Annotated in this window: 20 protein-coding genes; 9 read left to right on the top strand and 11 right to left on the bottom strand. The window is 54.9% G+C overall.

Annotated elements, in window-relative coordinates:
- Positions 1-42: 42 nt before the first annotated feature.
- Both NeNHUV3_RS01090 and NeNHUV3_RS01085 read right to left on the bottom strand, forming a co-directional pair.
- Positions 43-1,392: a PQQ-binding-like beta-propeller repeat protein gene (locus NeNHUV3_RS01090; protein ID WP_391481943.1), complete on the bottom strand. Its 1,350-nt coding sequence runs from the start codon at positions 1,390-1,392 to the stop codon at positions 43-45.
- Positions 1,393-1,485: 93 nt separating this feature from the next.
- Complete coding sequence (locus NeNHUV3_RS01085; protein ID WP_391481941.1) at positions 1,486-2,142, bottom strand: hypothetical protein; 657 nt, start codon at positions 2,140-2,142, stop codon at positions 1,486-1,488.
- 236 nt (positions 2,143-2,378) lie between these two features.
- Here NeNHUV3_RS01085 and NeNHUV3_RS01080 point away from each other — a divergent pair, with 236 nt between their 5' ends.
- The 3 genes from NeNHUV3_RS01080 (at position 2,379) to NeNHUV3_RS01070 (ending at position 8,375) form a co-directional block, all read left to right on the top strand.
- Entirely contained in the window at positions 2,379-3,626 is a 1,248-nt protein-coding gene (locus NeNHUV3_RS01080) for an efflux RND transporter periplasmic adaptor subunit (protein WP_391481940.1), read from the top strand.
- Positions 3,626-7,357: an efflux RND transporter permease subunit gene (locus tag NeNHUV3_RS01075; RefSeq protein ID WP_391481938.1), complete on the top strand. Its 3,732-nt coding sequence runs from the start codon at positions 3,626-3,628 to the stop codon at positions 7,355-7,357. Before NeNHUV3_RS01080 ends, NeNHUV3_RS01075 begins: the two co-directional genes overlap by 1 nt.
- A gap of 133 nt (positions 7,358-7,490) precedes the next feature.
- The gene (locus tag NeNHUV3_RS01070; RefSeq protein WP_391481936.1) at positions 7,491-8,375 is read left to right on the top strand and encodes a calcium-binding protein; all 885 of its coding nucleotides are present in this window, start codon (positions 7,491-7,493) and stop codon (positions 8,373-8,375) included.
- Here NeNHUV3_RS01070 and NeNHUV3_RS01065 read toward each other — a convergent pair.
- The 3 genes from NeNHUV3_RS01065 to NeNHUV3_RS01055 all read right to left on the bottom strand — a co-directional run bounded on the left by NeNHUV3_RS01065 (position 8,372) and on the right by NeNHUV3_RS01055 (position 11,443).
- Entirely contained in the window at positions 8,372-10,192 is a 1,821-nt protein-coding gene (locus NeNHUV3_RS01065) for an ABCB family ABC transporter ATP-binding protein/permease (protein WP_391481934.1), read from the bottom strand. The two genes, NeNHUV3_RS01070 and NeNHUV3_RS01065, sit on opposite strands and share 4 nt — an antisense overlap.
- Positions 10,193-10,395: 203 nt before the next feature.
- A complete protein-coding gene (locus tag NeNHUV3_RS01060; RefSeq protein WP_391481932.1) occupies positions 10,396-10,944 on the bottom strand; it encodes a peptidylprolyl isomerase in 549 nt (182 codons plus the stop codon).
- On the bottom strand, positions 10,937-11,443 hold the full coding sequence (locus NeNHUV3_RS01055; RefSeq protein WP_341246686.1) for a peptidylprolyl isomerase: 507 nt from the start codon (positions 11,441-11,443) through the stop codon (positions 10,937-10,939). Before NeNHUV3_RS01055 ends, NeNHUV3_RS01060 begins: the two co-directional genes overlap by 8 nt.
- A 116-nt stretch (positions 11,444-11,559) precedes the next feature.
- On the opposite strand from NeNHUV3_RS01055, the gene NeNHUV3_RS01050 reads away from it, so the two are divergent.
- The 6 genes from NeNHUV3_RS01050 to NeNHUV3_RS01025 all read left to right on the top strand — a co-directional run bounded on the left by NeNHUV3_RS01050 (position 11,560) and on the right by NeNHUV3_RS01025 (position 18,161).
- Positions 11,560-12,741 carry a phosphoglycerate kinase gene (locus NeNHUV3_RS01050; protein ID WP_391481930.1) on the top strand — a complete coding sequence of 394 codons (1,182 nt, stop codon included), beginning with the start codon at positions 11,560-11,562 and terminating at the stop codon, positions 12,739-12,741.
- Positions 12,742-12,917: 176 nt separating this feature from the next.
- A complete protein-coding gene (locus tag NeNHUV3_RS01045) occupies positions 12,918-13,811 on the top strand; it encodes a fructose bisphosphate aldolase (RefSeq protein ID WP_391481928.1) in 894 nt (297 codons plus the stop codon).
- Positions 13,812-13,966: 155 nt separating this feature from the next.
- Positions 13,967-14,272, top strand: coding sequence for a septum formation initiator family protein (locus tag NeNHUV3_RS01040; protein WP_048597426.1), 306 nt, complete (start codon positions 13,967-13,969; stop codon positions 14,270-14,272).
- Positions 14,273-14,475: 203 nt separating this feature from the next.
- The gene (gene pdhA / locus NeNHUV3_RS01035; RefSeq protein WP_048597425.1) at positions 14,476-15,474 is read left to right on the top strand and encodes a pyruvate dehydrogenase (acetyl-transferring) E1 component subunit alpha; all 999 of its coding nucleotides are present in this window, start codon (positions 14,476-14,478) and stop codon (positions 15,472-15,474) included.
- A 2-nt stretch (positions 15,475-15,476) separates the two neighbouring features.
- The gene (locus NeNHUV3_RS01030; protein WP_391481926.1) at positions 15,477-16,853 is read left to right on the top strand and encodes a pyruvate dehydrogenase complex E1 component subunit beta; all 1,377 of its coding nucleotides are present in this window, start codon (positions 15,477-15,479) and stop codon (positions 16,851-16,853) included.
- 12 nt (positions 16,854-16,865) lie between these two features.
- Entirely contained in the window at positions 16,866-18,161 is a 1,296-nt protein-coding gene (locus tag NeNHUV3_RS01025; protein WP_391481925.1) for a pyruvate dehydrogenase complex dihydrolipoamide acetyltransferase, read from the top strand.
- An 87-nt stretch (positions 18,162-18,248) separates the two neighbouring features.
- Here the strand turns inward: NeNHUV3_RS01025 and cysE are convergent, their stop codons facing one another.
- The 6 genes from cysE to NeNHUV3_RS00995 form a co-directional block, all read right to left on the bottom strand.
- On the bottom strand, positions 18,249-19,064 hold the full coding sequence (cysE, locus tag NeNHUV3_RS01020; RefSeq protein ID WP_391481924.1) for a serine O-acetyltransferase: 816 nt from the start codon (positions 19,062-19,064) through the stop codon (positions 18,249-18,251).
- A gap of 87 nt (positions 19,065-19,151) precedes the next feature.
- Complete coding sequence (locus tag NeNHUV3_RS01015) at positions 19,152-23,000, bottom strand: glycoside hydrolase/phage tail family protein (RefSeq protein WP_391481922.1); 3,849 nt, start codon at positions 22,998-23,000, stop codon at positions 19,152-19,154.
- Positions 22,997-23,425: an NlpC/P60 family protein gene (locus NeNHUV3_RS01010; RefSeq protein WP_391481920.1), complete on the bottom strand. Its 429-nt coding sequence runs from the start codon at positions 23,423-23,425 to the stop codon at positions 22,997-22,999. The genes NeNHUV3_RS01015 and NeNHUV3_RS01010 overlap by 4 nt, the downstream gene beginning before the upstream one ends.
- On the bottom strand, positions 23,422-24,312 hold the full coding sequence (locus NeNHUV3_RS01005) for a DUF2163 domain-containing protein (RefSeq protein WP_391481918.1): 891 nt from the start codon (positions 24,310-24,312) through the stop codon (positions 23,422-23,424). The genes NeNHUV3_RS01010 and NeNHUV3_RS01005 overlap by 4 nt, the downstream gene beginning before the upstream one ends.
- Positions 24,309-24,941: a TIGR02217 family protein gene (locus tag NeNHUV3_RS01000; protein ID WP_391481916.1), complete on the bottom strand. Its 633-nt coding sequence runs from the start codon at positions 24,939-24,941 to the stop codon at positions 24,309-24,311. The genes NeNHUV3_RS01005 and NeNHUV3_RS01000 overlap by 4 nt, the downstream gene beginning before the upstream one ends.
- A gap of 26 nt (positions 24,942-24,967) precedes the next feature.
- A complete protein-coding gene (locus NeNHUV3_RS00995) occupies positions 24,968-25,624 on the bottom strand; it encodes a phage tail tape measure protein (RefSeq protein ID WP_391481914.1) in 657 nt (218 codons plus the stop codon).
- Positions 25,625-25,626: the final 2 nt, after the last annotated feature.

Here is a 25,626-nt window from a genome sequence, read left to right as displayed (position 1 = left end):
AGAATCCCATCAATTGAAAGGCGGCGATACACCACCTTGGCGCTAACGGAAAGCGTGCAGTTTACCGCCGGTCGAAACAACATAGAGCATTTCATTGGCCACAGCCGGATTGGTCGTGGCACCACCGGGGATCGAAACGACCCCCAAAGCCTCTCCCGTTGTAGGATCAAAACTGCGCATTGTGCCGTCGTTGGATGCCACGATCAGGCGACCACCCGCAATAATTGGTCCGTAATGCGAAAACACAGCCTTTTTTCGGCGGTCACGCTCTTTTTCAAAATATGGCAAATCCACACCCCAAATCCGCTCACCGGTTTGTGCATCGACGCGCAGTAGCTCTGCTTGGTCAGACACGAAGAAAATCGAATCTCCTGCGGGCCAGACGGGGGACAACGCCCCTTCCGTTGCGGTCCACAGACGCTCGCCGTTTTGTGCATCCAAAGCCGCCATACGGCCAGATTGGGTCGCCAGATAAATGCGCCCTTCGGAGACCACAGGATCAGAGGTTACGTCCTTAACTGTCGCGTATGAGCGGCCCTTACGCTCGCCTGACAAAGACGTGTCCCACCGCCGAATACCGCCGCGCTTGAACGTGGCGCGCACATCGCCGTTTGAAAACGCAAATACCGCCAGATCACCAGCAACGACCGGTGCAGCCCCACCCACAACATCCGAGCCGCTTGGAAGGCCAGATTGGGTCCATTTCACGCGGCCATTTTTGGCATCAACGGCCCATGCAACGGCATTGCCCGCGATCACGTAAACAATTCCGTCAGCCACTGTGGGCGCGCCAGATGTCGGCGCGTCAAGGTCTTGGCTCCAACGGATTTCGCCGGTAGCAACATCAATCGCAGTAAGCGCACCAAAACCCGTGGTCACAAAAAGAGTATCACGCGCCACGGCCAACCCGCCGCCCGATGCGTCACCACTGCGTTCAGACGCTGGTGTCAAATCACGCTGCCAAAGGGCCGCGCCATTGCTTGAGGTGGCAGTCACAGTCGCGGCACTATCAAGGGTAAAAATGGTCTTACCTGCCACAACGGGATCGGCCGTAATGCGCTGTTTGCGCGTATCGCCTTGTCCGATGTTGGCGCTCCACGCCAGGGATAGATCTGCCCCTAAGGCCGGATGGTTAATTTGGTGCCGCGCACTGCCAAACCGGTGGGTCCACGCATCATTCACAACAGGTGCGCGAAGCAATAAAGCCCGCGGTGCATCTGCTTGCTCCGCCGCATCACCGGCATCTACGGCTGTATCGGGCGCACTTAAATCAGCGCGCAAATCAAGCCGCTCACCTTCCAAGATCAACTCACGGTCACCACAGCCACTGACTACAAACGCGCTCAACCCAAGGGCCAATATCGCTTTTTTACTCACCATTGATCGTGTCATCTTGTGGTGTGCCCCTTTTGGTCACGTGTCTCATATTTTGGGCGAACGCTTTGCGACTGTTCAGATCCCTATCGCAGATCGTAGCACCAGCACTTAGCTTTCGCTTACCGCACCATCGAGCGAGCCACCCAACGCAACAATTGCTTGTGATGCTCGACGACGCAAGGCCGCAGATGTTTCACCGTCCGCAATGATACGCTCAAACCGCTCAAGCGCGGCGTTGGTGTTGCCCGCCTCTACGTCCAAAAATCCAAGCTGCTCTTCGGCCAGCAAACGAAACGGCGCGCCGGGTGTGGCAAGCGTTTCAAACCCCATACGGCGTTCATCCGCACTTGTCTCAGAGCCGCGCAACATCAGCGTTTTGTACTGGGCCAACTGACGGTAAACAGGAAGTGCATCAGCCGATGTAGCCAACGTGTCATATGCCGCAATTGCCGCAGAAGTATCACCGTTTTGCACATGCGCATCCGCAAGCAGAAGTGTTGAGGCTGCACTTTGCGCCTCTAACCCACCAAGGGCCGCAACAGACGCCGCAGGGTCTTCGGCCGTCAGCGCGCTCAGTAACGCATCCCCTTTGGCCTGCGCTACTTTGGCGGCCTGCGCTTTGCTATATTCATTCCAAGACGCACCGCCTACAATCGCAACCACTGCAACCGCAGCAATCCAGCCGTATTTGCGCATGGCGGCAAACAGTTGGTCATTGCGCAACTCATCGGTGACTTCTTCGACAAAACTATCGGTATTGGACATATTAAAGCGGCCTTTATCACTGTCTGTGCCTGTTGTTTTATGAATTACCGTAGTTCTGGTTCAAGTGCCATGGGCAAAAGTGCTCAATTCCGCGCCAGTTCGCTCGGAAATGCCCAAAATGTCAGGCTGTTCAAAACATTTTTGAACTAAATGGTTTAGTATTACGTAGGATAGGCATATGTAGCTGACTACCGCGCAGTTGTGCGCGCAAAGCGATGAATAGGCTGACCTGACCCATGAAGATTTTCCCGATTTTAACTGCTCTGCTCGTATCTGCGTTCCTCTATGGATTGGTGTTTGAACGCGACGCGCTGATGGCAATTGCCCAGAATTCCGGCGCTGCGATGGAGGCAACGGACACATCGGATGCGGTTCAGCGGGTCTCGGTCGTGGCGATGGCGTCGGTGGCACAAACAATCGACAGTGCTGTGATTGTTCGCGGTCAAACCGAAGCGGTGCGCCAATTGACCGTCCGCTCTGAGACATCTGGCCTTGTGATCAACACGCCACTGCGCAAAGGCGCGTTCGTCGAAAAAGGTGCGGAAATGTGCGTGCTGAACCCCGGAACATCGCAGGTACGCCTTGCAGAAGCCCTTGCACGTTTGGCCGAAGCAAAAGCAAACCTTCCATCCGCCAACTCACGCCTGCCCGAAGCGCGCGCCCGCCTGCGCGAAGCAGAGGCACGGGTTGAAGAAGCAAAGATCAACCAAAACGCTGCACGCACATTGGCCGCAGACGGCTATGCCTCAGACACGCGCGTTGCTGCCGCCCAAGCCAATCTGGAAAGCGCATTGGCCGCAGTCACATCCGCAACAGCGGGCATTCAATCTGCCGAAGGTGGCATGCAATCCGCCCAAGCCGCTGTGCAATCTGCCCAAGCGGCCGTTGAAAACGCCGAACGCGAAATCTCTAAACTGACCATCAGCGCACCATTTGCAGGGCTTTTGGAAAGCGACACAGCCGAACTTGGCGCGTTGCTGCAACCCGGGGCCGCTTGCGCGACCTTGATCCAGCTAGACCCGATCAAATTGGTGGGCTTTGTACCTGAAACCCAAGTGGACCGCATCACTGTGGGGGCCGTTGGCGGCGCGCGCCTGACAGGTGAGCGTGAAGTTCGCGGACGGGTAACTTTCCTGTCGCGCAGCGCTGATCCGCTGACCCGTACGTTCCGGGTTGAGTTGAAAGTGCCGAACACAGACCTGAGCATCCGTGACGGCCAAACTGTTGAGATCGCCATCGCAAGCGACGGTGCTGATGCGCATTTGTTGCCCGGCTCTGCGCTTACACTTGATGATCAAGGGCGCCTTGGGGTGCGCGTGGCCGAAGGCGGTATCGCGCGCTTTGTCCCCGTCAGTCTGATCCGCGACACCATGGACGGCGTGTGGGTCAACGGGCTGCCGGCGACAGCAGATGTCATTGTGGTGGGCCAGGAATATGTAACCGACGGTGTACCCGTTGATGTGACGATGCGTGGAGTGAACTGATGGTTGGAATGGTAGATTGGGCCGCGTCACGGGCGCGGATGATTATTGCCTTCATCGTGCTTTCAATCGCGGTGGGGGCTTTTGCCTATGTGAGCCTTCCCAAAGAGGGCGAGCCTGACATTGAAATCCCTGCGCTTGTGATCTCGCTGCCGTTCCCCGGTATCTCGGCGGAAGACAGTGAAAAGCTGTTGGTGAAACCGATTGAGACAGAACTTTCGGACTTCGACGGGCTGAAACGCATTACTGGCACAGCCGTGGAAAACTACGCCAACGTGGTGCTTGAATTTGAATTTGGCTGGGACAAGCCGAAAATCCTTGCGGATGTCCGCGACCGGATGAACACCGTTGAGGCCAATTTCCCTAACGGTGCTGAAAAATACAAAATCGAAGAGATCAACTTCTCTGAATTCCCGATCATTATTGTAAACCTGACCGGCTCTTTACCTGAACGCACGTTGGTGCGCGTGGCGAAAGATTTGCAGGATAAGATCGAGGGCCAAGACGCCGTCCTTGAAGCGGCTTTGTCGGGCCAGCGCGATGAGATGGTTGAGGTCGTCATCGACCCGCTAAAACTGGAAAGCTACAACGTCACCGCGAACGAATTGATCAACGTCGTTGCCAACAACAATTTGTTGGTTGCCGCCGGAAACGTGGACACAAGCGCGTCCTCAATCGGCATCAAAATCCCCTCCTCGTTTGATGAAGCCCAAGACATTTACAGCTTGCCCGTCAAAACCAACGGCGACCGCGTCATCACGCTCGGGGATCTCACGGACATCCGTCTCACATTTGAAGACCGTGCCGGAACTGCGCGTTTTAATTCCGAGAACACCGTGGCCCTGCAAGTGGTTAAACGCAAAGGCTTCAATATTATCGACACTGCCAACATGGTTCGCGAACTGGTTGAGCAAGAGCGTCAAAGCTGGGAGCCAGAGTTGCGCGCCGCCATTCAAGTGGGGTTCTCCAACGATCAGTCACGTCAAGTGGGCAGCATGGTCAGCCAGCTTGAAAGTTCCGTTCTGACGGCGATTGCGTTGGTGATGATTGTGGTGCTTGCCGCCCTTGGCCCGCGCCCTGCGCTGCTTGTGGGCTTTGCCATTCCAACTTCGTTTTTGCTGTGTTTTGTATTGCTGGCCTTGCTTGGGGTTTCGGTGTCCAACATTGTGATGTTCGGCTTGATCCTTGCGGTTGGTATGTTGGTGGACGGCGCGATTGTGGTCGTGGAATACGGCGACAAACGCCTAAGCGAAGGCGCATCGCCCATGCAGGCCTACACGGACGCCGCAAAGCGGATGTTCTGGCCCATTGTGTCCTCAACAGCCACCACGCTTTGCGCGTTTTTGCCGTTCCTATTCTGGCCGGGCGTGCCAGGTGAATTTATGGGCATGTTGCCGGTCACGATGATTTTTGTGTTGTCCGCATCACTGCTCGTGGCGCTGATTTACTTGCCTGTCGTGGGTGGCATTTCGGGCCGCATGACACGGGTCTTTGGCAAAACCTCTGACGCGCTGCGCGATAACTTACCGTGGCTCGTGCGGTTGGCCCTTGTGGTGCCCGCCATTCTGCTCACGTTTGCAGGTGTCATGGGGATATTGAACACGTCCTACATCGTGCCCTCGGGCGGTATCTTGGGCGCGATCATTGGCTGTATCCTCTTTAGCCTTGGCGCATTTGCCCTGTCGATCACGGTTGGCTCTGCAACGCCCCTGCAGGGTGAAAAGCGGGTTAGCTCAGGACGCACACGGACAATTTTTGGCAAATTCATCCGCCTCATCGTGGGCAATCCAATCATGCCAGTGGTCTCACTTGTAGCCGTAATGGCGTTTGTGATGGGGACATTTACCTACTTTGGGACAAACAATAACGGCGTTGAATTCTTTGTGGAATCCGAGCCCGAGCAGGCCATCGTATATGTCCGCGCACGTGGCAATCTAAGTCTTGAAGAAAAAGACGCAGCCGTCCGTGCCGCTGAAGAAATCGTGTTGGCGCACCCCGGTGTTGTGAACGTTTTTGCCTTTGCAGGCGAAGGGGGGCTCGACACGGGCGGGCCCGGCGGTGGACAAGGCCCGCGCGATACGATTGGGCGTATCCAGCTTGAGACGATCCCGTGGGATGACCGCGCTGATCGTCCTGATCTGGACGGTAACTTGGTGCTTGATGAGCTCAGCGCAGAGCTTGCAAAATTACCGGGGATTAAGGCCGAAATATCCGAGCTGGCCCAAGGTCCGGCCCAAGGTAAGCCACTGCATTTGCGTATCCGCGGCGATGACCTTGATGTGCTCAAAAACGCAGCACTGACAGCGCGCGCCAAGTTCGAAGCGACCCCAGGCTTGACACTAATCGAAGACACCCTGCCCCTACCCGGTTTTGACTGGCAGATTGATGTGGACGTGGAAAAAGCCGGTCGCTATGGCGCGAATGTGGCGACGGTCGGCGGCATGGTTCAGCTTGTGACGCGGGGTATCTTGCTGGGCCAGATGCGTGTCGACAGCAGCGATGAAGAAATCGACATTCGTGTTCGCCTACCCGAAAAAGACCGTGTCATGTCAACGCTGGACACGCTGCGTGTACGCACCCCCGAAGGTCTGGTGCCGCTGTCTAATTTCATAACCGTAAAGCCGGTCGCCAAGCTGGGTCAGATCGACCGCGTGGACCAAAAACGCCACTATGATGTGAAGGCAGACGTCGAAACTGGCCTTGCAAAACTGACCCTTGAAGGACCGTCTGGGCCGGATGGTTCTGATGCGGTTACGACCCAAGCGATACTGCGAGAGCTTGAGGCGGACGCCGAAACACCTGCGGGCCAGCTAATCTTTCAACAGGGCGACACGCGCTATGCCATTTTGTCACTCACAGGCAGCTTCACTGCGGACGAGTTGCAAGCGAACGACGACGTTCTGATCGCGCCAATTAATGCAAACGAGCGTATCACCCTGATCACGGACTGGATCGAAAGCACGTCCCCCTTCCCCGCAGCCCTTGAGTGGGAATGGGCAGGCGACCAAGAAGAACAGGCCGAAAGTGGCGCGTTCTTGATGCAGGCTTTTGCGGGTGCGCTTGGCTTGATGTTCATCATCTTGCTGGCGCAGTTCAACAGCTTTTATAACTCGATACTGGTGCTGCTGGCGGTGATTTTGTCGACCACAGGTGTGCTGATTGGCATGCTGGTTATGGATCAAGCGTTCTCGATCATCATGACCGGTACGGGCATCGTGGCTTTGGCAGGGATCGTGGTGAACAACAACATTGTGCTTATCGACACCTATCAGGAATATAACCGCTATATGCCACGGATTGAGGCGATCATTCGCACAGCCGAAGACCGTATCCGCCCCGTGCTTCTGACCACAATCACCACGATGGCGGGCCTTGCGCCGATGATGTTTGGCCTGAGCCTTGATTTCATCGGCGGCGGCTATTCCATCGACAGCCCCACGGCGCTTTGGTGGAAGCAGCTTGCTACGGCGGTGGTCTTTGGACTTGGCATCGCGACGGTTCTGACACTTGTGTTCACCCCGTCGCTTCTTGCGCTGCGCGTTTGGGTTGTGACCTATGCGCGTTGGATCGGCCTTGCGCTTGCCAAGCTGTCACTTGGCAAAGGCTCGGTTGCGGCACAGGATTGGGCGCTTCGCAAAGAAGCCTCACAGGTGAAACACCCCGAGATCATCTGGGGTGATCCAGAAGCCTCGGCGCAACAATCGGATGTTGAGCCGCTTAAAGCCGCGGAATAAGAAACAATAGCACAAGCAGTGGATGCCAATCACACCGCTGCTTGGGCTTTCGGTCGGATTTTGCATTCACGTTATTGAACGCCAAGCCATCTTCGCTAAAATTACTGTTCTGAGTAATTAGTGAGATGTGTTCATGGTTTTATTGCTGTCGATTTGTGTCGCCGTTGGTCTGGGTGCCCTGCTTGATGGGGGTAGTTCCTCGACTAACTTCGCCGAGCCTACACCACCAGACGCCCCAGACGAGACCACGGACGAAAGCGGCCAGCCACGACCGTCCTTGCTGATTGGTGACGACGGGCCCAATGTTTTCACCGATGTAGACATTACAACAAACGTCACGATCCAAGGGCGCGGCGGCGATGATGTGGTGGATTTAACCGGCCCCAGTAACGACATCATTTTCGGCGGTGACGGAAATGACAACGTGAGCCCCGGTGACGGTGACGACGAGGTATTTCTAGGACGCGGTGACGACTTTTTTGGCGATATCGGCGGGCGAAATGATCCGGACTACGGTGGAGATGATCTTGTGCGCGGCCAAGGCGGCAACGATACCCTGACATCCCTTGGCGGCCAAGACACGCTGTTTGGTGATACGGGCAACGATGTGATCAACACCAATGATTTCCTGCCCCAGTTTGACGGCGTTCAGGTACGACCTGACATGGGGTTTGGCGGACTTGGCGATGACCAAATGCTGTTCGATGACGGCGATACGGTGTCCGGTGGTGAAGGCGTGGACGCGTTCCAACTGCAAGTGGCCAGCACCAAATCAACCGCCGCTACCATCACAGATTTTGACCCCGCGACTGAGGCCCTTCAGATAAATATTTCTGACGGATCAAACCCACTGTTCACGAACGAAAACAGCTTCACAGAGGCTTCAGAATTTGCGGACCTCAGCTTTGTCCAAGACGGTGCGGACACACAAATCCTGCTGAACGAAACGCAAGTTCTGGCAATTCTGCAAAACGTTGACGCCGCCGCACTCAGCGCCGCCAACATCCAAGTCACCTAAGCCTCTTCTTCATCGTCATTTTGCTGGCGATGCCACATGTCTGAAAAACGCCCGCCCGCGGCAAGCAATTCGTCGAACGTGCCGCGCTCGGCCACAAGGCCGTTTTCCAGCACAATGATCTGATCGGCGTGGGTAATCGTGGACAACCGATGCGCGATCGTGAAGACCGTGCGCCCGTGTCCCAACCCGTTCAACTCATCCTGAATGTCGCGCTCTGTCTCACTATCAAGGGCGGACGTGGCCTCATCAAGCAGCAAAATCGGTGGGTCTTTCAACAGCGTGCGCGCAATGCCGACCCGCTGTTTTTCACCACCCGACAATTTCAGACCGCGCTCACCTACAGTTGTCTCGTAACCATCCGGAAGCGCCATGATGAAGTCATGGATTTTGGCCGCTTTAGCCGCCGCTTCAACTTGACTGCGCGGCGCGTCGGGATTGCCGTAAGCAATGTTATAATACACCGTATCGTTAAAAAGCACCGTGTCTTGCGGCACCACGCCAATTTGATCGTGCAGGCTTGTTTGGGTCACATCACGCACATCTTGCCCGTCAATGCGCAGCGCGCCAGCGCCCACATCATAAAAGCGGAACAGCAGCCGCCCAATGGTTGATTTACCAGAACCAGACGGGCCCACGATGGCAATGGTTTCGCCTGCACCTGCTTTGATGCTGACACCCTTAAGGATGGGGCGCTCGGGATCATAGCCGAACTCAACACTGTCCAACTCAACCTCACCGCCTTTGATCTCCAACGCCCGCGCGCCTTTTTTGTCTTGGACTTCCGCAGGGCTTTCAAGCAGATCAAACATCTCGCCCATATCCACAAGGGCCTGACGGATCTCACGGTAAACGGTGCCCAAGAAGTTCAAAGGCATCGTGATTTGGATCATATAGGCGTTGACCAAGACGAAATCGCCCACGGTCATCTGCCCATTTTGCACCCCAAACGCGGCCATGACCATCACGCCCACAAGGCCGGATGTAATGATAAGCGATTGGCCAAAGTTCAAAAACGCCAGCGAATATGATGTCTGAAGCGCTGCCGCCTCATACTTTTGCATCGCCCCGTCATAGCGTTCAGCCTCACGGGCCTCGGCACCAAAATATTTCACGGTTTCAAAGTTAAGCAGGCTGTCGATCGCCTTTTGATTGGCGTCCGTATCTTGGTCGTTCATCACTTTGCGAATGCGCACGCGCCACTCGGTCACGCGGAACGTAAAGATGACGTAAAGCACGATCGTCGCCAGCACGACCACCAGATACCACACGCTAAACTGCACCGCCAAAATGACACCGATCAACAACAGCTCCAACACAAGCGGGCCGATCGAGAACAGCAAAAATCTCAGCAAAAACTCAACACCCTTCACACCGCGTTCGATGATCCGGCTAAGCCCGCCAGTTTTGCGGCTGATGTGATAGCGCATTGAAAGGCGGTGAATGTGCGTGAACGTCTCAAGGGCCAGCTGCCGCAGCGCCCGCTGACCAACCCGTGCAAAGATCACATCGCGCAACTGCTGAAAGCCCACGTTCATCAACCGCGCCACACCGTAAGCCACTGTCAGACCAATGGCGCCCATTGCCAACATTGTTGCATCACCGTCGCCGCTCAGCGCGTCAACCGCTTGTTTATAAAGCTGCGGCGTATAGACCGCGACCAGTTTGGCGATGAACAAAACCGTCAGAGCCGCCACCACGCGCCGCTTCACCCAAGGGTGTTCGGCGGGCCAAAGATAAGGGACAACGCGCTTGATTGTGCGCCACCCGCTGATCTGATCGTCGTTCAAATTGGCAGCGGTTTTTGTCAGTCGGCGCATCGGGTCTCTTTTCACTAAAACGTATAGGTCTAACCTAGTCCTTTCGCCCCGTGATGAGTAGCCCCGACACCAAGTAATCCACGATTAACTTTTGAAATCTGTGACGGGCGTGAACAATTAGACTGTACACGTAAAAACGCCCCAGCCCAGATATGTGATCCGGTGCGGGGGCGCTCTTGATGTCTTACAGATAGCTGCGCGGTTCAGTCGGTGACGCGCACCGCAACCATACGGTCAGGCTCGCCGATCACGGCACCATTGGCACCGCGCCCCAGCTTTATCGCATCAACCACGTCCATGCCGCCCGTAACCTGACCGACAATAGTGTATTGCCCGTTCAAATGCGGCGCAGGCGCAAACATGATGAAAAACTGGCTGTTGGCAGAGTTTGGTTGTGACGAACGCGCCATCCCAACAACACCGCGGTCAAAGTTCAGGGTATCACTGAACTCAGCCGGCAGATCAGGCAGATCGCTGCCGCCCATACCCGCACGGCGCATGTCTTGGCCCAGTTTGCCGTGCTCTACATCACCGGTTTGGGCCATGAACCCTTGGATCACACGGTGAAACACCACGTCATCATACGCGCCCTCAGACGCAAGGGTTGTGATCCGCTCCGCGTGCATAGGTGCAGATTGTTCGAACAAATCAACCGTGATTGTCCCGTTTGCTTCGCCAGCGATGTCAATCTCAAGCCCCGCGCCAAATGCTGGCGTGGCGCTGAGGAGCAAAGCTGCCAGTGCACTACGCATCAGCCGCGACTTTCACCGAAATCATGCGGTCAGGCTCTGCTGGTGGCTCGCCACGCTGGATCGCATCCACATGGTCCATGCCCTCAATCACACGGCCGTACACAGTGTATTGACCGTTCAGAAAGTGGTTGTCGTTGAAGTTGATGAAGAACTGGCTGTTGGCAGAGTTCGGATTGGCAGACCGCGCCGCACCCAATGTGCCGCGGTCGTGGGGCAGTTTTGAAAACTCGGCAGGAAGGTCCGGCAAATCAGATCCGCCTGTGCCTGCGCGGCCCAAGTTGAAGTCTTTTTCCATGTTGCCGTTCGCCACGTCGCCTGTCTGCGCCATGAAGCCATCGATGACACGGTGGAACGCTACGTTGTCGTACTGGCCGCTGCGTGCGAGCTCTTTCATGCGGGCTGTGTGCTCTGGCGCTACATCTGGCAAAAGCTCGATTGTGACGGTGCCGCCTTTGAGTTCCATCAAAATTGTGTTCTCGGGATCATTGATCTCGGCCATTGGGTCTCTCCATTTTGTGTTTGTGCGGAACCTAGGTCGGATCAATCGGATTGCCAAGCAGGTAGCCCCCGCGTTAGAGGTCGCGAACACCAATTTAACGCAGGACGGGCAGAAATATGGGCTGGAAAACACTTGATGACATGGCGCTTTCGGGCAAACGGGTTCTGGTGCGCGTAGACATCAACGTGCCGATGGAAAACGGCCGTGTCACAGATGCCAGCCGCATCGAACGCATCGCCCCCACCATTGCCGATATTCGTGCTGCAGGGGGCTGTCCGATCTTGCTGGCCCACTTTGGCCGACCCAAAGGCAAAGTTGTTCCCGAGATGTCATTACAACAGCTGGTCCCTGCCCTCACCGACACGTTCGGCGCGCCCGTCACTTTTGTTGAGCGCCCGTCCCGCGAATTTATCGACGCCCAGCCAATGGATGCCATCGTCCTGGTCGAAAACACGCGCTTTTCGGCCATGGAAGAAGCAAATAACCCCGAAATGGCGACTTTCTTGGCCACTTTGGGCGATATTTTCTGCAATGATGCTTTCTCTGCCGCCCACCGTGCCCATGCCTCAACGACAGGTGTTGCAACGCTTTTGCCCTCATGCGCGGGTCGTCTGATGCAGCAAGAGCTCGGCGCGCTTGAAGCTGCCTTGGGTGCGCCCAAGCGCCCCGTGGTCGCTGTGGTTGGCGGTGCAAAAGTGTCGACAAAGTTGGACCTGCTCTCAAACCTGATTGAGAAAGTGGACCACCTTGTGATTGGCGGGGGCATGGCAAACACATTCCTCGCGGCCCAAGGGATCGATGTGGGTAAATCCCTGTGCGAACACGATTTGGCCGACACTGCCCGCGCGATCATGGACAAGGCCGCCTCCACAGGCTGTGAGATTGTGCTGCCAAGCGATGTTGTCGTAGCCCGTGAATTCAAAGCCGGCGCCGAAAACGACGTGGTCGCCGCCAATGCCTGCCCCGCTGACGCGATGATCCTTGATGCGGGGCCTGACGCGGTTGCACGCATTGAGGCTGTGCTGGCAAACGCGAAAACGCTGATCTGGAACGGCCCGTTGGGTGCATTCGAAATCGCGCCATTTGATGCGGCCACAAACGCTGCTGCACAGACCGCAGCACGGCTGACCCGTGAAGGCACGCTTACTTCCGTGGCGGGTGGCGGTGATACGGTTGCGGCCCTGAACCAAGCGGGTGCGGCGGATAATTTCACCTATATCTCAACCGCGGGCGGTGCGTTCTTGGAATGGATGGAAGGTAAAACCCTTCCCGGTGTTGCGGCTTTGATGGCGGAGTAAATGCACCTGCGTCACACGCCCGAATACCGACAACAGATCACGTAATTACAATGCGTTACGCACCGCGTTCATGTTAGCGCAACCCGTTAGCGCGACCATAATTGCGATGCGTAAACCGCTGCCTTAAGGGTGGGGTAACCGCGATATTTCGCGCCCCACAGCCTAAGGACGACCCAATGACCAACCCTGACATGACCGCCCAAATCCGCACCGGTGCCGGCTTCATTGCAGCACTGGATCAATCCGGCGGCTCCACCCCCAAAGCGCTGCGGCTCTACGGCGTTGAGGAAAACGCCTACGCCAACGACGACGAAATGTATGACCTGATCCACGACATGCGCGCCCGCATCATCCGCGCGCCTGCATTTCACGGCGACAAAGTCATTGGCGCGATCTTGTTTGAGATGACAATGGACCGCGACGTCGACGGCACACCCACTGCCGAGCACCTGTGGAACACCCACCGCGTTGTGCCGTTCCTTAAATGCGACAAAGGTCTTGAGGACGAAGCCGATGGCGTGCAACTGCTGCGCCCCATTCCCAACCTTGATGCACTGTGTCAACGCGCCGTAGCAAAAGGCGTGTTCGGCACCAAGATGCGGTCTGTCATCTCGGCCGCCTCCGCCAGCGGCATCAAAGCGGTCGTCGCACAACAATTCGCCATTGCGCGCCAGATCATGTCCCACGGCCTCGTGCCAATCATTGAACCAGAGGTCACGATCTCAATCGCGGACAAAGCCGAAGCGGAAGCGATGCTGCTGGACGCGATCAAAGCCGAACTTGATGTGTTGCCCGATGGCCAGGAGGTCATGCTGAAACTCACCCTGCCCGAAACCGCCAACCACTACCTACCGCTGGTTCAGCACAAGGCCGTCATGCGCGTTGTTGCCCTGTCAGGCGGCTATGCACGGACAGAAGCCAACACGCGCCTTTGCGCCAACACCGGTATCATCGCCTCATTCAGCCGCGCCCTTACGGAAGGTCTCAGCGCGGACCAAACCGACGCCGATTTTAACACAACGATTGGACAGACCATCGACAGCATTTTTGACGCCTCCTGCGCGGGCTAAGCTCCAAAAGCTGATAAATAAGCGAAAAGGTACGGTTTTTCGGCAATTTTCAGCCCAATTAACCATTTTAGGGATTCCCACAGCGAATCGCCTCCTGTAGTGTCATCCCAAGTGCTCCGAAAAGTGAGCGCACCTAACTGAGGCACAGCAGAACGATGAAATACAACACCCGCAAACGCCATTCTATCGGTGCGATTGTGTATTTCGTCGTGATGTGCGCTGTTGGCTTTTATTTCACATTTGCCGCCGTTCAGGGCGATTACGGTATTTTTAGCCGTGCCGAGATTGAGGCAGATGCCGCAACTCTTCAGGCTGAACTAGACACACTTTTGGCAGATGTGGCCGAGTTGCAAAACAAAACTCGTCGGTTGTCAGACACCTACCTAGACCTTGATCTGCTTGATGAGCAGGCCCGTGATGTTTTGGGATATGTGCGCAGCGACGAAATGGTCATCCGCTAAGCCGACCGAGCCGACCTCGCAAAAAACTACGTCGTCCATAGTGTAGTACGCGCTGATTTTCACTTCTTAACAGTGAATTCACGCGCATTTTTGATTGCTCCACTTTGCCCCTATTGATTTCCAAAACCCCCTAATGTAGAAATAGTTTAATGTTAAACTATATGCGTTTGCGCCCGTGACTTTGGGTGTAAGGAGGGAGCCTTATGGCCGCTAAGAAACCAGCCACACCGAATGTCTCAGCTGATGAGCTTCTTAACCATTACCGTGAAATGCTACTCATTCGCCGCTTTGAAGAAAAAGCAGGTCAGCTTTATGGCATGGGTCTGATTGGCGGTTTCTGCCACCTCTACATCGGCCAAGAAGCCGTTGTTGTGGGCTTGGAAGCGGCTGCAAAAGAAGGCGACAAGCGCATCACATCGTATCGTGACCACGGCCATATGCTGGCCTGTGGCATGGATCCAAAAGGTGTCATGGCTGAACTTACTGGTCGCGAAGGTGGTTACAGCCGCGGCAAAGGTGGTTCAATGCACATGTTCTCTAAGGAAAAGCATTTCTACGGCGGACACGGCATTGTTGCAGCGCAAGTTCCCCTTGGTGCAGGTCTTGCCTTCGCGGACAAATACAATGGCAATGACAACGTTACCTTCATCTACTTCGGCGACGGTGCAGCGAACCAAGGCCAAGTGTATGAAACCTACAACATGGCCGAGCTGTGGCAGCTTCCCGCAGTTTTCGTCATTGAAAACAACCAATACGCCATGGGTACTTCGACCCAACGCTCAACCAAATCACCCAGCTATTTCGCGCGCGGACAAGCCTACGGCATCGCTGGTGAAGAAGTTGACGGTATGGATGTTCTGGCTGTTAAAGCTGCTGGTGAGAAAGCCGTTGCACACTGCCGCGCAGGCAAAGGCCCCTACATTTTGGAAGTGAAAACATATCGTTACCGTGGTCACTCCATGTCTGATCCCGCAAAATACCGGACCCGCGAAGAGGTCCAAAAAATGCGCGACGAGCGCGATCCAATCGAACAAATTCGCGACATGCTGCTTACTGGTAAGCACGCCTCAGAAGATGAGTTGAAAGCAGTCGACAAAGAAATCAAAGCAATCGTCAACGAAGCGGCCGAGTTCTCAAAAGAGAGCCCAGAGCCCCATGTCGACGAACTTTGGACAGATATCTACGCAAGCGAGGACGTATAATTATGGCAACCGAAATTCTGATGCCCGCCCTCTCGCCCACCATGGAAGAAGGCACGCTGGCCAAATGGCTCGTCAAAGAAGGCGATACAGTTGCCTCCGGTGACATCTTGGCAGAGATCGAAACCGACAAAGCCACGATGGAATTTGAAGCTGTCGACGAAGGTGTGATTGGTAAAATCCTCATTTCTGAGGGCTCTGAAGGTGTCAAAGTGAACACAGCAATTGCCGTATTACTGGAAGAAGGTGAAGACGCGTCCGCCGCTGACACGGCTAGCGCCGCAGCGGCACCGGCTGCCGAAGCGACAGCTGCGCCTGAAGCCAGCAGTGTCCCAGCAACTGCCGCCGCACCAGCGGCCCCTGCTCCGGACACATCGCCAGATTGGCCCGAAGGCACGCCAATGAAACAGCAAACCGTCCGCGAAGCACTACGTGATGCGATGGCCGAAGAAATGCGCGGCAACGAAAGCGTCTTTTTGATGGGCGAAGAAGTCGCCGAGTACCAAGGTGCTTATAAAATCAGCCAAGGTCTGTTGGATGAGTTCGGCGCAAAACGCGTCATCGACACGCCCATCACCGAGCACGGTTTTGCAGGCATCGCCACAGGGTCCGCAATGGCTGGCCTGCGCCCGATCGTTGAGTTCATGACATTTAACTTCGCCATGCAAGCCATTGATCATCTTATTAATTCCGCGGCAAAGACACTTTATATGTCAGGCGGTCAAATGGGCGCCCCGATGGTTTTCCGCGGACCAAACGGTGCTGCGGCACGGGTTGGCGCACAGCACTCACAAGACTACGCCGCATGGTATATGCAGGTGCCTGGTCTCAAAGTTGCGATGCCCTACTCCGCATCCGACGCCAAAGGTTTGCTGAAATCAGCAATCCGTGACCCGAACCCCGTGATATTCCTTGAGAACGAAATTCTCTACGGCCGGTCCTTCGATGTGCCAGACATGGACGACTACACCGTGCCGTTCGGTAAGGCACGAATTTGGCGCGAAGGCACCGATGTGACGATCGTCTCATTTGGTATCGGCATGACATATGCTCTTGAGGCCGCAGACAAGCTGGCCGAAGAAGGTATCTCTGCGGAAGTTATCGATCTGCGGACTTTGCGTCCGATGGATATGGACAGCATCTTGGCGTCCGTGCGTAAGACAAACCGCTGCGTCACCGTCGAAGAAGGTTGGCCCCAAGGCAGCGTTGGTAGCTACATCGGCAGCCAGATCATGCAGCACGCGTTCGATTATCTCGACGCGCCAGTGATCAGCTGCACAGGTAAAGACGTACCGATGCCATATGCCGCAAACCTCGAAAAACTTGCCCTTGTCACAACAGACGAGGTCATCGCCGCCGTTAAACAAGTCACCTACCGTTAAGGAGCCGCAGATATGGCAACTGAAATTCTAATGCCCGCGCTCTCTCCGACGATGGAGGAAGGCACACTTGCAAAATGGCTTGTCAAAGAAGGTGACACTGTTGCCTCCGGTGACTTGCTGGCCGAAATCGAAACTGACAAAGCGACCATGGAGTTTGAAGCCGTGGACGAAGGCGTCATCGGCAAACTCTTGGTCGCCGAAGGCTCCGAAGGTGTCAAAGTGAATACAGCGATTGCGGTTCTACTAGAAGAAGGCGAAGACGCTGACAGCGCTGTTGCGACACCTGCTGCCGCATCAAGCGAAGCCGCAGCCATAAAGACAGAGGCCTCACCGTCAGCGCCACAACAAACGTCGCCCGCCCCCGCGGCACCACAGACAGCCAAAGGCGAACGCGTGTTTGCAACGCCCCTCGCGCGGCGCATTGCAGCCGATAAAGGTATCGATCTGTCATCCATGACCGGATCAGGACCCCACGGCCGTATCATCAAAGCAGATGTTGAAAACGCCACTGCGGCACCAAAAACTGCCTCTGCGCCAGCGTCAATTGCAAGCAGCCAATCCGCTACAATTGCACAAGGCCCGAGCACCGATCAGGTCATCGCGATGTATGAAGGCCGCGCTTTTGAGGAAGTCAAATTGGACGGCATGCGCAAAACAATTGCCGCCCGTCTGACCGAGGCGAAGCAGTCTGTGCCGCACTTCTACCTGCGCCGCGACATTGAGCTTGATGCGCTTTTGAAGTTCCGCGCTGAGATCAACGCAACGCTAGAACCTCGGGGCATCAAACTGTCCGTAAACGACTTCATCATCAAAGCCTGTGCACTTGCACTGCAACAGGTACCTGAAGCAAACGCAGTTTGGGCCGGTGACAGAACACTCAAAATGGAACGTTCGGACGTTGCTGTTGCAGTGGCAATTGAGGGCGGGCTTTTCACCCCTGTGCTACAAGACGCCGATCAAAAGTCACTTTCTGCGCTTTCCACGCAGATGAAAGACATGGCCTCCCGTGCGCGTGACCGCAAGTTGGCGCCTCACGAGTATCAAGGCGGTAGCTTTGCAATTTCCAACTTGGGTATGTTCGGCATCGACAACTTCGACGCCATCATCAACCCACCGCACTCCGCCATTTTGGCGGTGGGTGCAGGTGCAAAGAAACCTGTCGTTGGCGCAGACGGCGAGCTGAAAGTCGCCACCGTTATGTCCACCACAATGTCAGTTGACCACCGTGTCATTGACGGGGCTCTTGGTGCGAACTTGTTGAACGCGATCAAGCACAACCTCGAAAATCCCGTCGGGATGCTTGCGTAACGCTTCATCACTTAACTAACTGGTACCAAACAAAAAGGCCGCTAGGGGATATCCCTTAGCGGCCTTTATAAATTTTGAAGTATAGCTCTACTCAATCATTGAGCCACTCAGCAATTGATCCATGCTAATTGATGGCTGAGAGCACCCCGCCTCACCAACTATTTTCGCCGGTACACCAGCGACTGTTTTCATCGGTGGCACATCTTCAAGCACAACAGATCCAGCGGCAATCCGGCAGCATTGCCCGATTGAGATGTTTCCAAGCACATGCGCGCCCGCCCCGATCAACACACCGTCGCCAATTTTTGGGTGACGGTCATCATCTTCTTTACCGGTGCCGCCAAGGGTTACTGAGTGCAACATTGACACATTATCGCCCACCACTGCGGTCTCACCGATCACGATAGAGTGGGCATGGTCAATCATGATCCCCTGACCAATCGTGGCCCCAGGGTGAATATCAATTCCGAACATTTCCGAGGTCCGCATCTGAATGAAATACGCAAGATCGGCGCGCCCTTCGCGCCACAACGCATTAGCAATACGGTGCGCCTGAACTGCTTGAAATCCTTTGAAATAAAGCAGCGGTTGCATCAGACGGTGACACGCCGGATCACGATCATAGACCGCGGCCAAGTCAGCCCGCGCCGCCAAACCCAACGCCGGATTACGGGCGTAGGCAGCGTCAGCGATCTCTGCAATCAACTGCTCTGACATCTCGCCGGACGATAATTTCAACGCCAAACGATAGGACAAAGCCCGCTCGAAAGTCGCATGATGCAACAAAGAGCTGTGCACCAATCCGCCCAAAAGCGGCTCATCAACAATCGCTTGATGCGCTTCTTCTTGCACCTGCTCCCAAATCGGGTCGATGCTGCGGTTTGTAGTGCGAACATTTGCCATCGGTGGTCTCCTTCACGCCTGTCCCTAACCTAGCACATATGCAGCGCCAACCAAAAAAGTATACGTAATGACAGTCAAAATACCCGCTTAAGACACGGCAATCTGTGCAAATGGTCCCGGTCCATAACGATCCGAAAGCTGTGCTACTTCAAAGATTAGATTACCACTGATACTTAACGGCTCATTAAGCACAGCGGTGACGCTCATCACCGTTTGTTCAAGTTTCACGCCAGTTTCATCGCGCAACCTTATCAAGTATTGCTCGCTCATTTCACCGACGGGCACATCAAATCCATCCCAATGATCTCCGTCAATCCGTGTCCGCCTCATCCACTGCGCAGCGATGAGGCTATCGCCTCGCTGCACCTGCAAATGGCAAGGCCTATACGGACGAAGACTTGCCCCCGCGACTGCAAAACTATGCTCACGGTAAGCGGCATCATTTGCTGCACGGCCCGATGGTCCCACGCGATAGGTCTGCTCTACTCCGCGCTGATTTACGGGTAGTTCAAGCTGGCTGACAGCACTATCAAGTAAGACGACTTTGCTCCCAACAGGCCACGTATCAGGAACAAATGCATCTGTCCCCTGCTGCCCGCGCACTAGCCCCGAGAGACGATACATCTTGGGACCAATTAGAACCGCATTTTGCGCCTGAAAAAGTTCCCACACGGCCACATCGCCGCTACCAATTGCAAAGACATTTTGACCGGACAGAAGGCTGTCTAGATTGACAGATGACAGCGCGCCGTGTGTGAGCTCAACATCAACAAAAGCCGTCCTGTCGATTACCCCAAATGGGCCGGTATTCAACGCGGTTACGGTTGTGCCAGATGTCGCCTGTTCGGTGATCTCTAATTGCGGTTCAAAAGCCTCATCGGCAACCTCAATAAATACATCAGCCGGTCCCGTCCAAGGTGACGCATTTACTGCAATGAACGGGCTGGTATTTGGCGTTTGCGTACGGATAATGGGCAGGTCAAGAAACTGCGCGGCAACCGGCTTCGGCACGACAAACGGACGAAGGGCAATTGGCACTGTTGCAGGGTCTGCACGGGCATAAACATCCGCATCAATTCGCGTCCCTTCCATCATCAGATGCGTAGATCTTGAAACATTATCAATACGGTAGAGCGTTTTTATCTCACCATCATCCGTTTGAACCACATCTCCTGCACCTAAATGTGCCATTGACGGGGGGACAGAAAAACTAATGCTATCTTGGCTCGCATGCGCCTCTGAGAGCCAGCGGTCAGCCATGCCTTGCGCCTCGCCCGCGGTCAAAGCCAACGACATTTCTGTGCTTGAAACAACATTCCTGCCCGCATCTGGCAAGGTCGATTGCGCCGTTCCAGTTTCATAATCCGCATCCGCTTCAACGTAGCTAAATCGGACATCACTGATCAGGTCAGCACCGCTACCGCGCAGCTTCGAAAGACCACCATTATTCTGATCTGATACCACCAGTTCATCCAACACAATCGCATCATTTGGATGACCGTCTCGCATTTGAAAAACCAGCGTTCCAGCGCGATCAATCACATCCAAACCGTAGGCCGTAATCAACGGTTGTAACGCCGCGCGCCCTGTCTCAGATCCGCTATCTAGGTAGCCTCTGACGTACCCAAAAAGACCCGAGGTATCTACCTGTGTTATGCCAGCATTATTCGCAATTTCACGCACAACAGAGGACAGAGATCGCGCCGAACTACGCCCGTTCAACCAATGCCCTCTGTCATAGTTTGCCGCATCACTCCAAAGCTCGGCGTTGCCAGGAAAAAACGGAAACGGCCGCGCATCCCAAGCCCACACATGCGCCTTAGACATATCAACCATTGCCCCATCATATAGATCAGAGTGAGGGTTGCGCTCCGGGTCATTCCAATATGACAAATGGGCCCGCAGATACTGCATTTGCATCAGCTCATCACGCTGCCCGTTCGAGTAATGAGGCACTGCACTTTCAGATGATTTGGGATCAAGAAACCGGTTCGGCTGATTGGCCCCTTTATCGATTGCCGCACATCCAATCTCGGTGAAATAGAACGGCTTTGAGCGCGGCTGCCATGCAGTTGCCACCTCTGATCGCACCCCGCCGATACGTTCAAAATGAGAGTTCTCCCAGAACCCACGAATGTCTTTATAGCGGTACACCCACGGCTCATCATAAGCGCCGTCAGTAATCGGCGTTCTGATTTGCGCGTCTCGTGCTTCTGGGCTTTTGTAGTACCAGTCAAAGCCCTCGCCGCCCTCAATATTGGATTGCAAATACCCCAAGTGGTAAATGCTGCCCCACGACGCATCCGCATGGTCCGGCCCATCCCGCCAATCAGCGGACGGGAAATAATTATCAATCCCAATGAAATCTACATCGCCATCAGCCCAAAGCGGATCAAGATGAAACAACCGGTCGCCAGAGCCATCATCAGGCTGATATCCCCAATATTCCGACCAATCAGCAGCATAGCTGATCTTGGTATTAGATCCCAAAATGGTCCTAACGTCACGAACCAACCGAATGAGCGCACCAACTGCCGGAAAGCCCGCATCTGGCAAACTACGCGTCAATTCCCGCATCTCCGAACCTACGCAGAACGCATCAACGCCACCGGCAGCTTTGCACAGGTGAGCATAGTGCAGAATGAACCGGCGATAGCTACGTTCAAGCGGGCCTGTGTAGTGAACACCGTTCGCAGTTGGGGAAAAATCGCTCAGCGTACAGGTGCCGAAAAAGTCAGATACGGCTTGTTCCGAGCTGGCAGATATCCTTCCGCGCCACGGCAATTCGGGCTGGCCAATTTCTCCATCGCCATGAGGCAGCGTATTGCCATATAGCTGCTCCATTAAGATAAATGGATAGAAAACAGTATGTTGCCCTTGCGCGCGCAAATACTGCAAAGCCTCAATCACAGATGCATCGGACGGTGTGCCACCATAAACCGCACGATTTTCTAACACTGGAACTGATCCTGCAGCCACACGATCCAAGCCACTGACGTTCCACGGAATGCCTTCTGCGTCCGCTCCGTTCGGCTCCGCACGTGGTGAGATTTCGCATTCACCTGCGCGCAAATCATTGCCAAACCACGAAACAACCAACAGGCTCGATGCGCATTTTGGCAATTCCTGCGCAAGCCCATCAACCGAGGTAACAAAGTCGCTTTTGCCAGAGGGCGTATTTTCATTCACCGCAACCGTCGCGCCATCACGCGTCACATATGCAGGCGTCGTGGCCAGCGCATATTCACCGGTTCCCGGCATCATGGCGACGCCCCGAACTAACTCTGGAACATCCGCGATGGTGGCGTCTCCCTGACCCGACCGAAACACTTCAAATGAGAAATTCGGAACTCGGTTTCCATACTGCTCAAGCGCAAGATCCTCGAACACAACATACGCCGTGCCGCGATACGCAGGCACATTCCCCGCGCCTTCGATCGTCTCCAACGTCGGGTCAGCCAGTTGATCCGGCGAGCCATCATAAACACGGTAGTTGAGTTGGGTTAAATTAACTTCCGTGCCGTCCGCCCAGATACGCCCAATCCCATTGATTGTGCCCTCACAAAGAGCCACAGCGATACTAACTGAATAGCTATACGCCGTTGTGCGTTGTGTCGGCATGCCCTTGCCAGTTCGCGAAGTTGTCTGCGTCGTTTCTTGAAACTGAGAAGCCCAGATGACTTGCCCCGCCACGCGCATCCGCCCATATACGCGCGCAACCGGGGTACCCTCACTAGTGCCCATTAACCGCAATCGGTCCATGCGTCCCGTCTCCACAGGCGCACTACCCGCGCCTGACAGGCGGCTATCAATCGCGCGCCCAATCGTGGCACCGGCAAAACGCCCTGCGACTGCCGATGAGACACCCAAAACGGTCCCGCCCAACATATTGCCCGCCGCGAATCCAGCGGCTGAAAGTACTAGGGTTGCCATCATAACTCTCCAAAAACGGGAACATCAAACCGCGCAACAACGCGCCGTTTCCACGGTGTACTGAGCGGACTCTCGACGACGCCATGATGTTGATACGAATGAATAAATGTGGAGTTCTCTCCCCACGCAGATAAAATACCAACGTGTTTCGCAGCTGCGTTTGAGTGCATTCTGAACAGTAAAACAACGCCAGTTTCAGACGGCGCTAAATGCCGCAACAATGCACTCCACAGCACTTCGTCACCGCTTACCTCAGACCACGTAGACGCATAAGCTGGCGGCACCTCTGGCGAATACCCAAAGACGTCGCGCCACACACCGCGCAATAGCCCCAGACAATCACAACCTGCGTTCATTTCGCTTGCTTGATGAACGTAGGGCGTTCCAATCCAACGCCGTGCCTGAGCTACAAATAACGCAGCACTCATCGTCTGCTTCCACCGCTCAAAGTGCTACGACTTGTTGGGGCAGTGACCATCCAGTCGTCCCCAGGCACATCAGGGAAGCCCTGAAAATTAGCATCGTTCCGATACTTAATGCGGCATGTATCAAACCGCTTGTCACACCCTGCATATAGCTTAACACTGTCGCCAATACTTAGGCGACGGCGCGCAGCACTCCAGATCTGGAGATCCCGATCGTCTGTGCCCTCAACTTGTTTGTCAGATTTGATCTTGACCTGAGCACCCGCTGCTTCACCGCTCAACACATGAAGGGCACCCCGCTCAAACCAGCGTTTTTCAAACGTCCCATCAATAGAAACCGAAAACGATGTCTCTCCCGAGATGCTCGAAATTACGCCCTCAGCGTTGTAGCCCAAATGTTCAAGATCGACCCCACATTCAAGGGCGCCCAACTTTGCCAAGCACCCTTTTTGGTATACGCGTCCACGCGGCTGGTTCAGCTGTTCAGCCAACCCGCGCAACTCAGCACGGAAAGTACCCTCGCTGCGCTCAATTTCACCGATTGTGCCCGAAAAAACGAGCTGGCGCTGGCGTGCATCTGCCCAGTTCAACCACCAAGCTCGCACCTCAGCATCATCATAGAGCCCAAACTTAATATCACGTTCCGATATCGCAGCACTGCTCAACGCACCAACCGCTTCCGAGTTATCCACCGCCATACCAGTTGAGCTTTCAACCGCCCGAGCCGTCATTCCAGTATCAGCACGAAACTTAATACCGTCGAACTCCAGATCACCGTCATGATCCGTAAACCCAAGTTGCACGCCGTCTTTACGGGTCACGGCCCACGCCCTGCATGTTGTTGTGCAACCACTCTTCAGATGCTCATGAAAATCACTGTCGATGCTCATACACGAACCTCCACAACAGGAATGTCTGGAATATCGCCAGCCTGGAACGTCGACAGCGACGTCATGATCTGATCACTGTCAAATCGTGCGGGAACATCAAATTCAAAACCCGCAGAAATCTGAACGCCAACTTCGGGCGCTACAACAAATGAAATCACGCCGTTTGTATAGTCAGCAGCAAAATCAACACCTTCAACTTGCTCAACTTGATCAAGCGCAACCATCAAACTGCCATCAACTGGCTTTTGAATTGGACGCGCATATTGGTGCTCGCCCGACTTATACACTTTAACCAATTGAAAGCGCTTTTCGACACCATCACCAACTGCAATATCTTGATCCACGGCAGACACTTCGGCCTGAACACTACATGACTTGTAATCAGCCCAATCCTTCCAACGAAATGCAAATAATTGGCCGCAACGCGCCTCAAAAAATGCTACAACAGCCTCAACATCGGTGAATGCGCGCAAACCAAGCCCTGCATCATACCTTCGCTTTGAGTGGGCCCAAGGCGTGTTGCGCTCTTCAAATCCGTTTGAGAGCGTAACAACATCTGTCCGCCTCTCTGGTCCACCAATGGCACCAAAACTTAACCCAACCGGAAACTGCACTTCGTGAAAACTCATACCAAACTCCTAACCAACAAAGCGCATTATCGGGTGCGCTGACCTTTTGCCAAAGCACGCCCCAACTGCGCAGAAACCTGTGCTTGCGCGCGCTGAAATCCTGCTACGTCAGGGGTGCTAATATTCATCACAACACGAACCGGAGCGTTCGCCCCAACACCTTGCATACGCACACCGAGTGCGCCATCCGGGCCACGGGTTAATGGCATAATCGCCTCAGGTCCCGCTTCGCCCATCAAGCCTGTCCCACCCCGCATCCCAAATTGCGTTGGGCTCGTCACGACCCCGCTTTTGGCAAAAGCTTGCACACGTCCCGACACTCCAGAACCGGCACCTTGCGTGCCAAAATTAGTACCGAGAGCACCCGTAATTGCGCCCTCAAACAGCTGCCCAAAGTGGCTGGTAACAGGCTTTACGGCCGCCGAATAAGCCGCAGAAACTAAAGATTCTCCAACTTTTTGCATCACATCAGATAGCCTCAACCCGTCTGATACAGCACCATCAATTGCCCGCCTCAACCCGTTGCTCATCCCCTTTGACAGAACACCTGCATTGACACTTGATGTAGCCAGACTTTGCTGCATCTTGGTCAATTCACCACTGAATGCCGCCGCTAGATTACTCGTCTGGTCCAGGCTTTGCCCCAGTGCGGATACGTCATCTTCAAACTCATCAATGTTCATCT

The organism is Nereida sp. NH-UV-3 (assembly GCF_042939535.1).
In the GTDB taxonomy this organism is placed as follows: Bacteria; Pseudomonadota; Alphaproteobacteria; order Rhodobacterales; family Rhodobacteraceae; genus Nereida; species Nereida ignava.
Note: the sequence above shows the minus strand (reverse complement) of the source record. Positions and strands in the feature narration are given on the sequence as shown.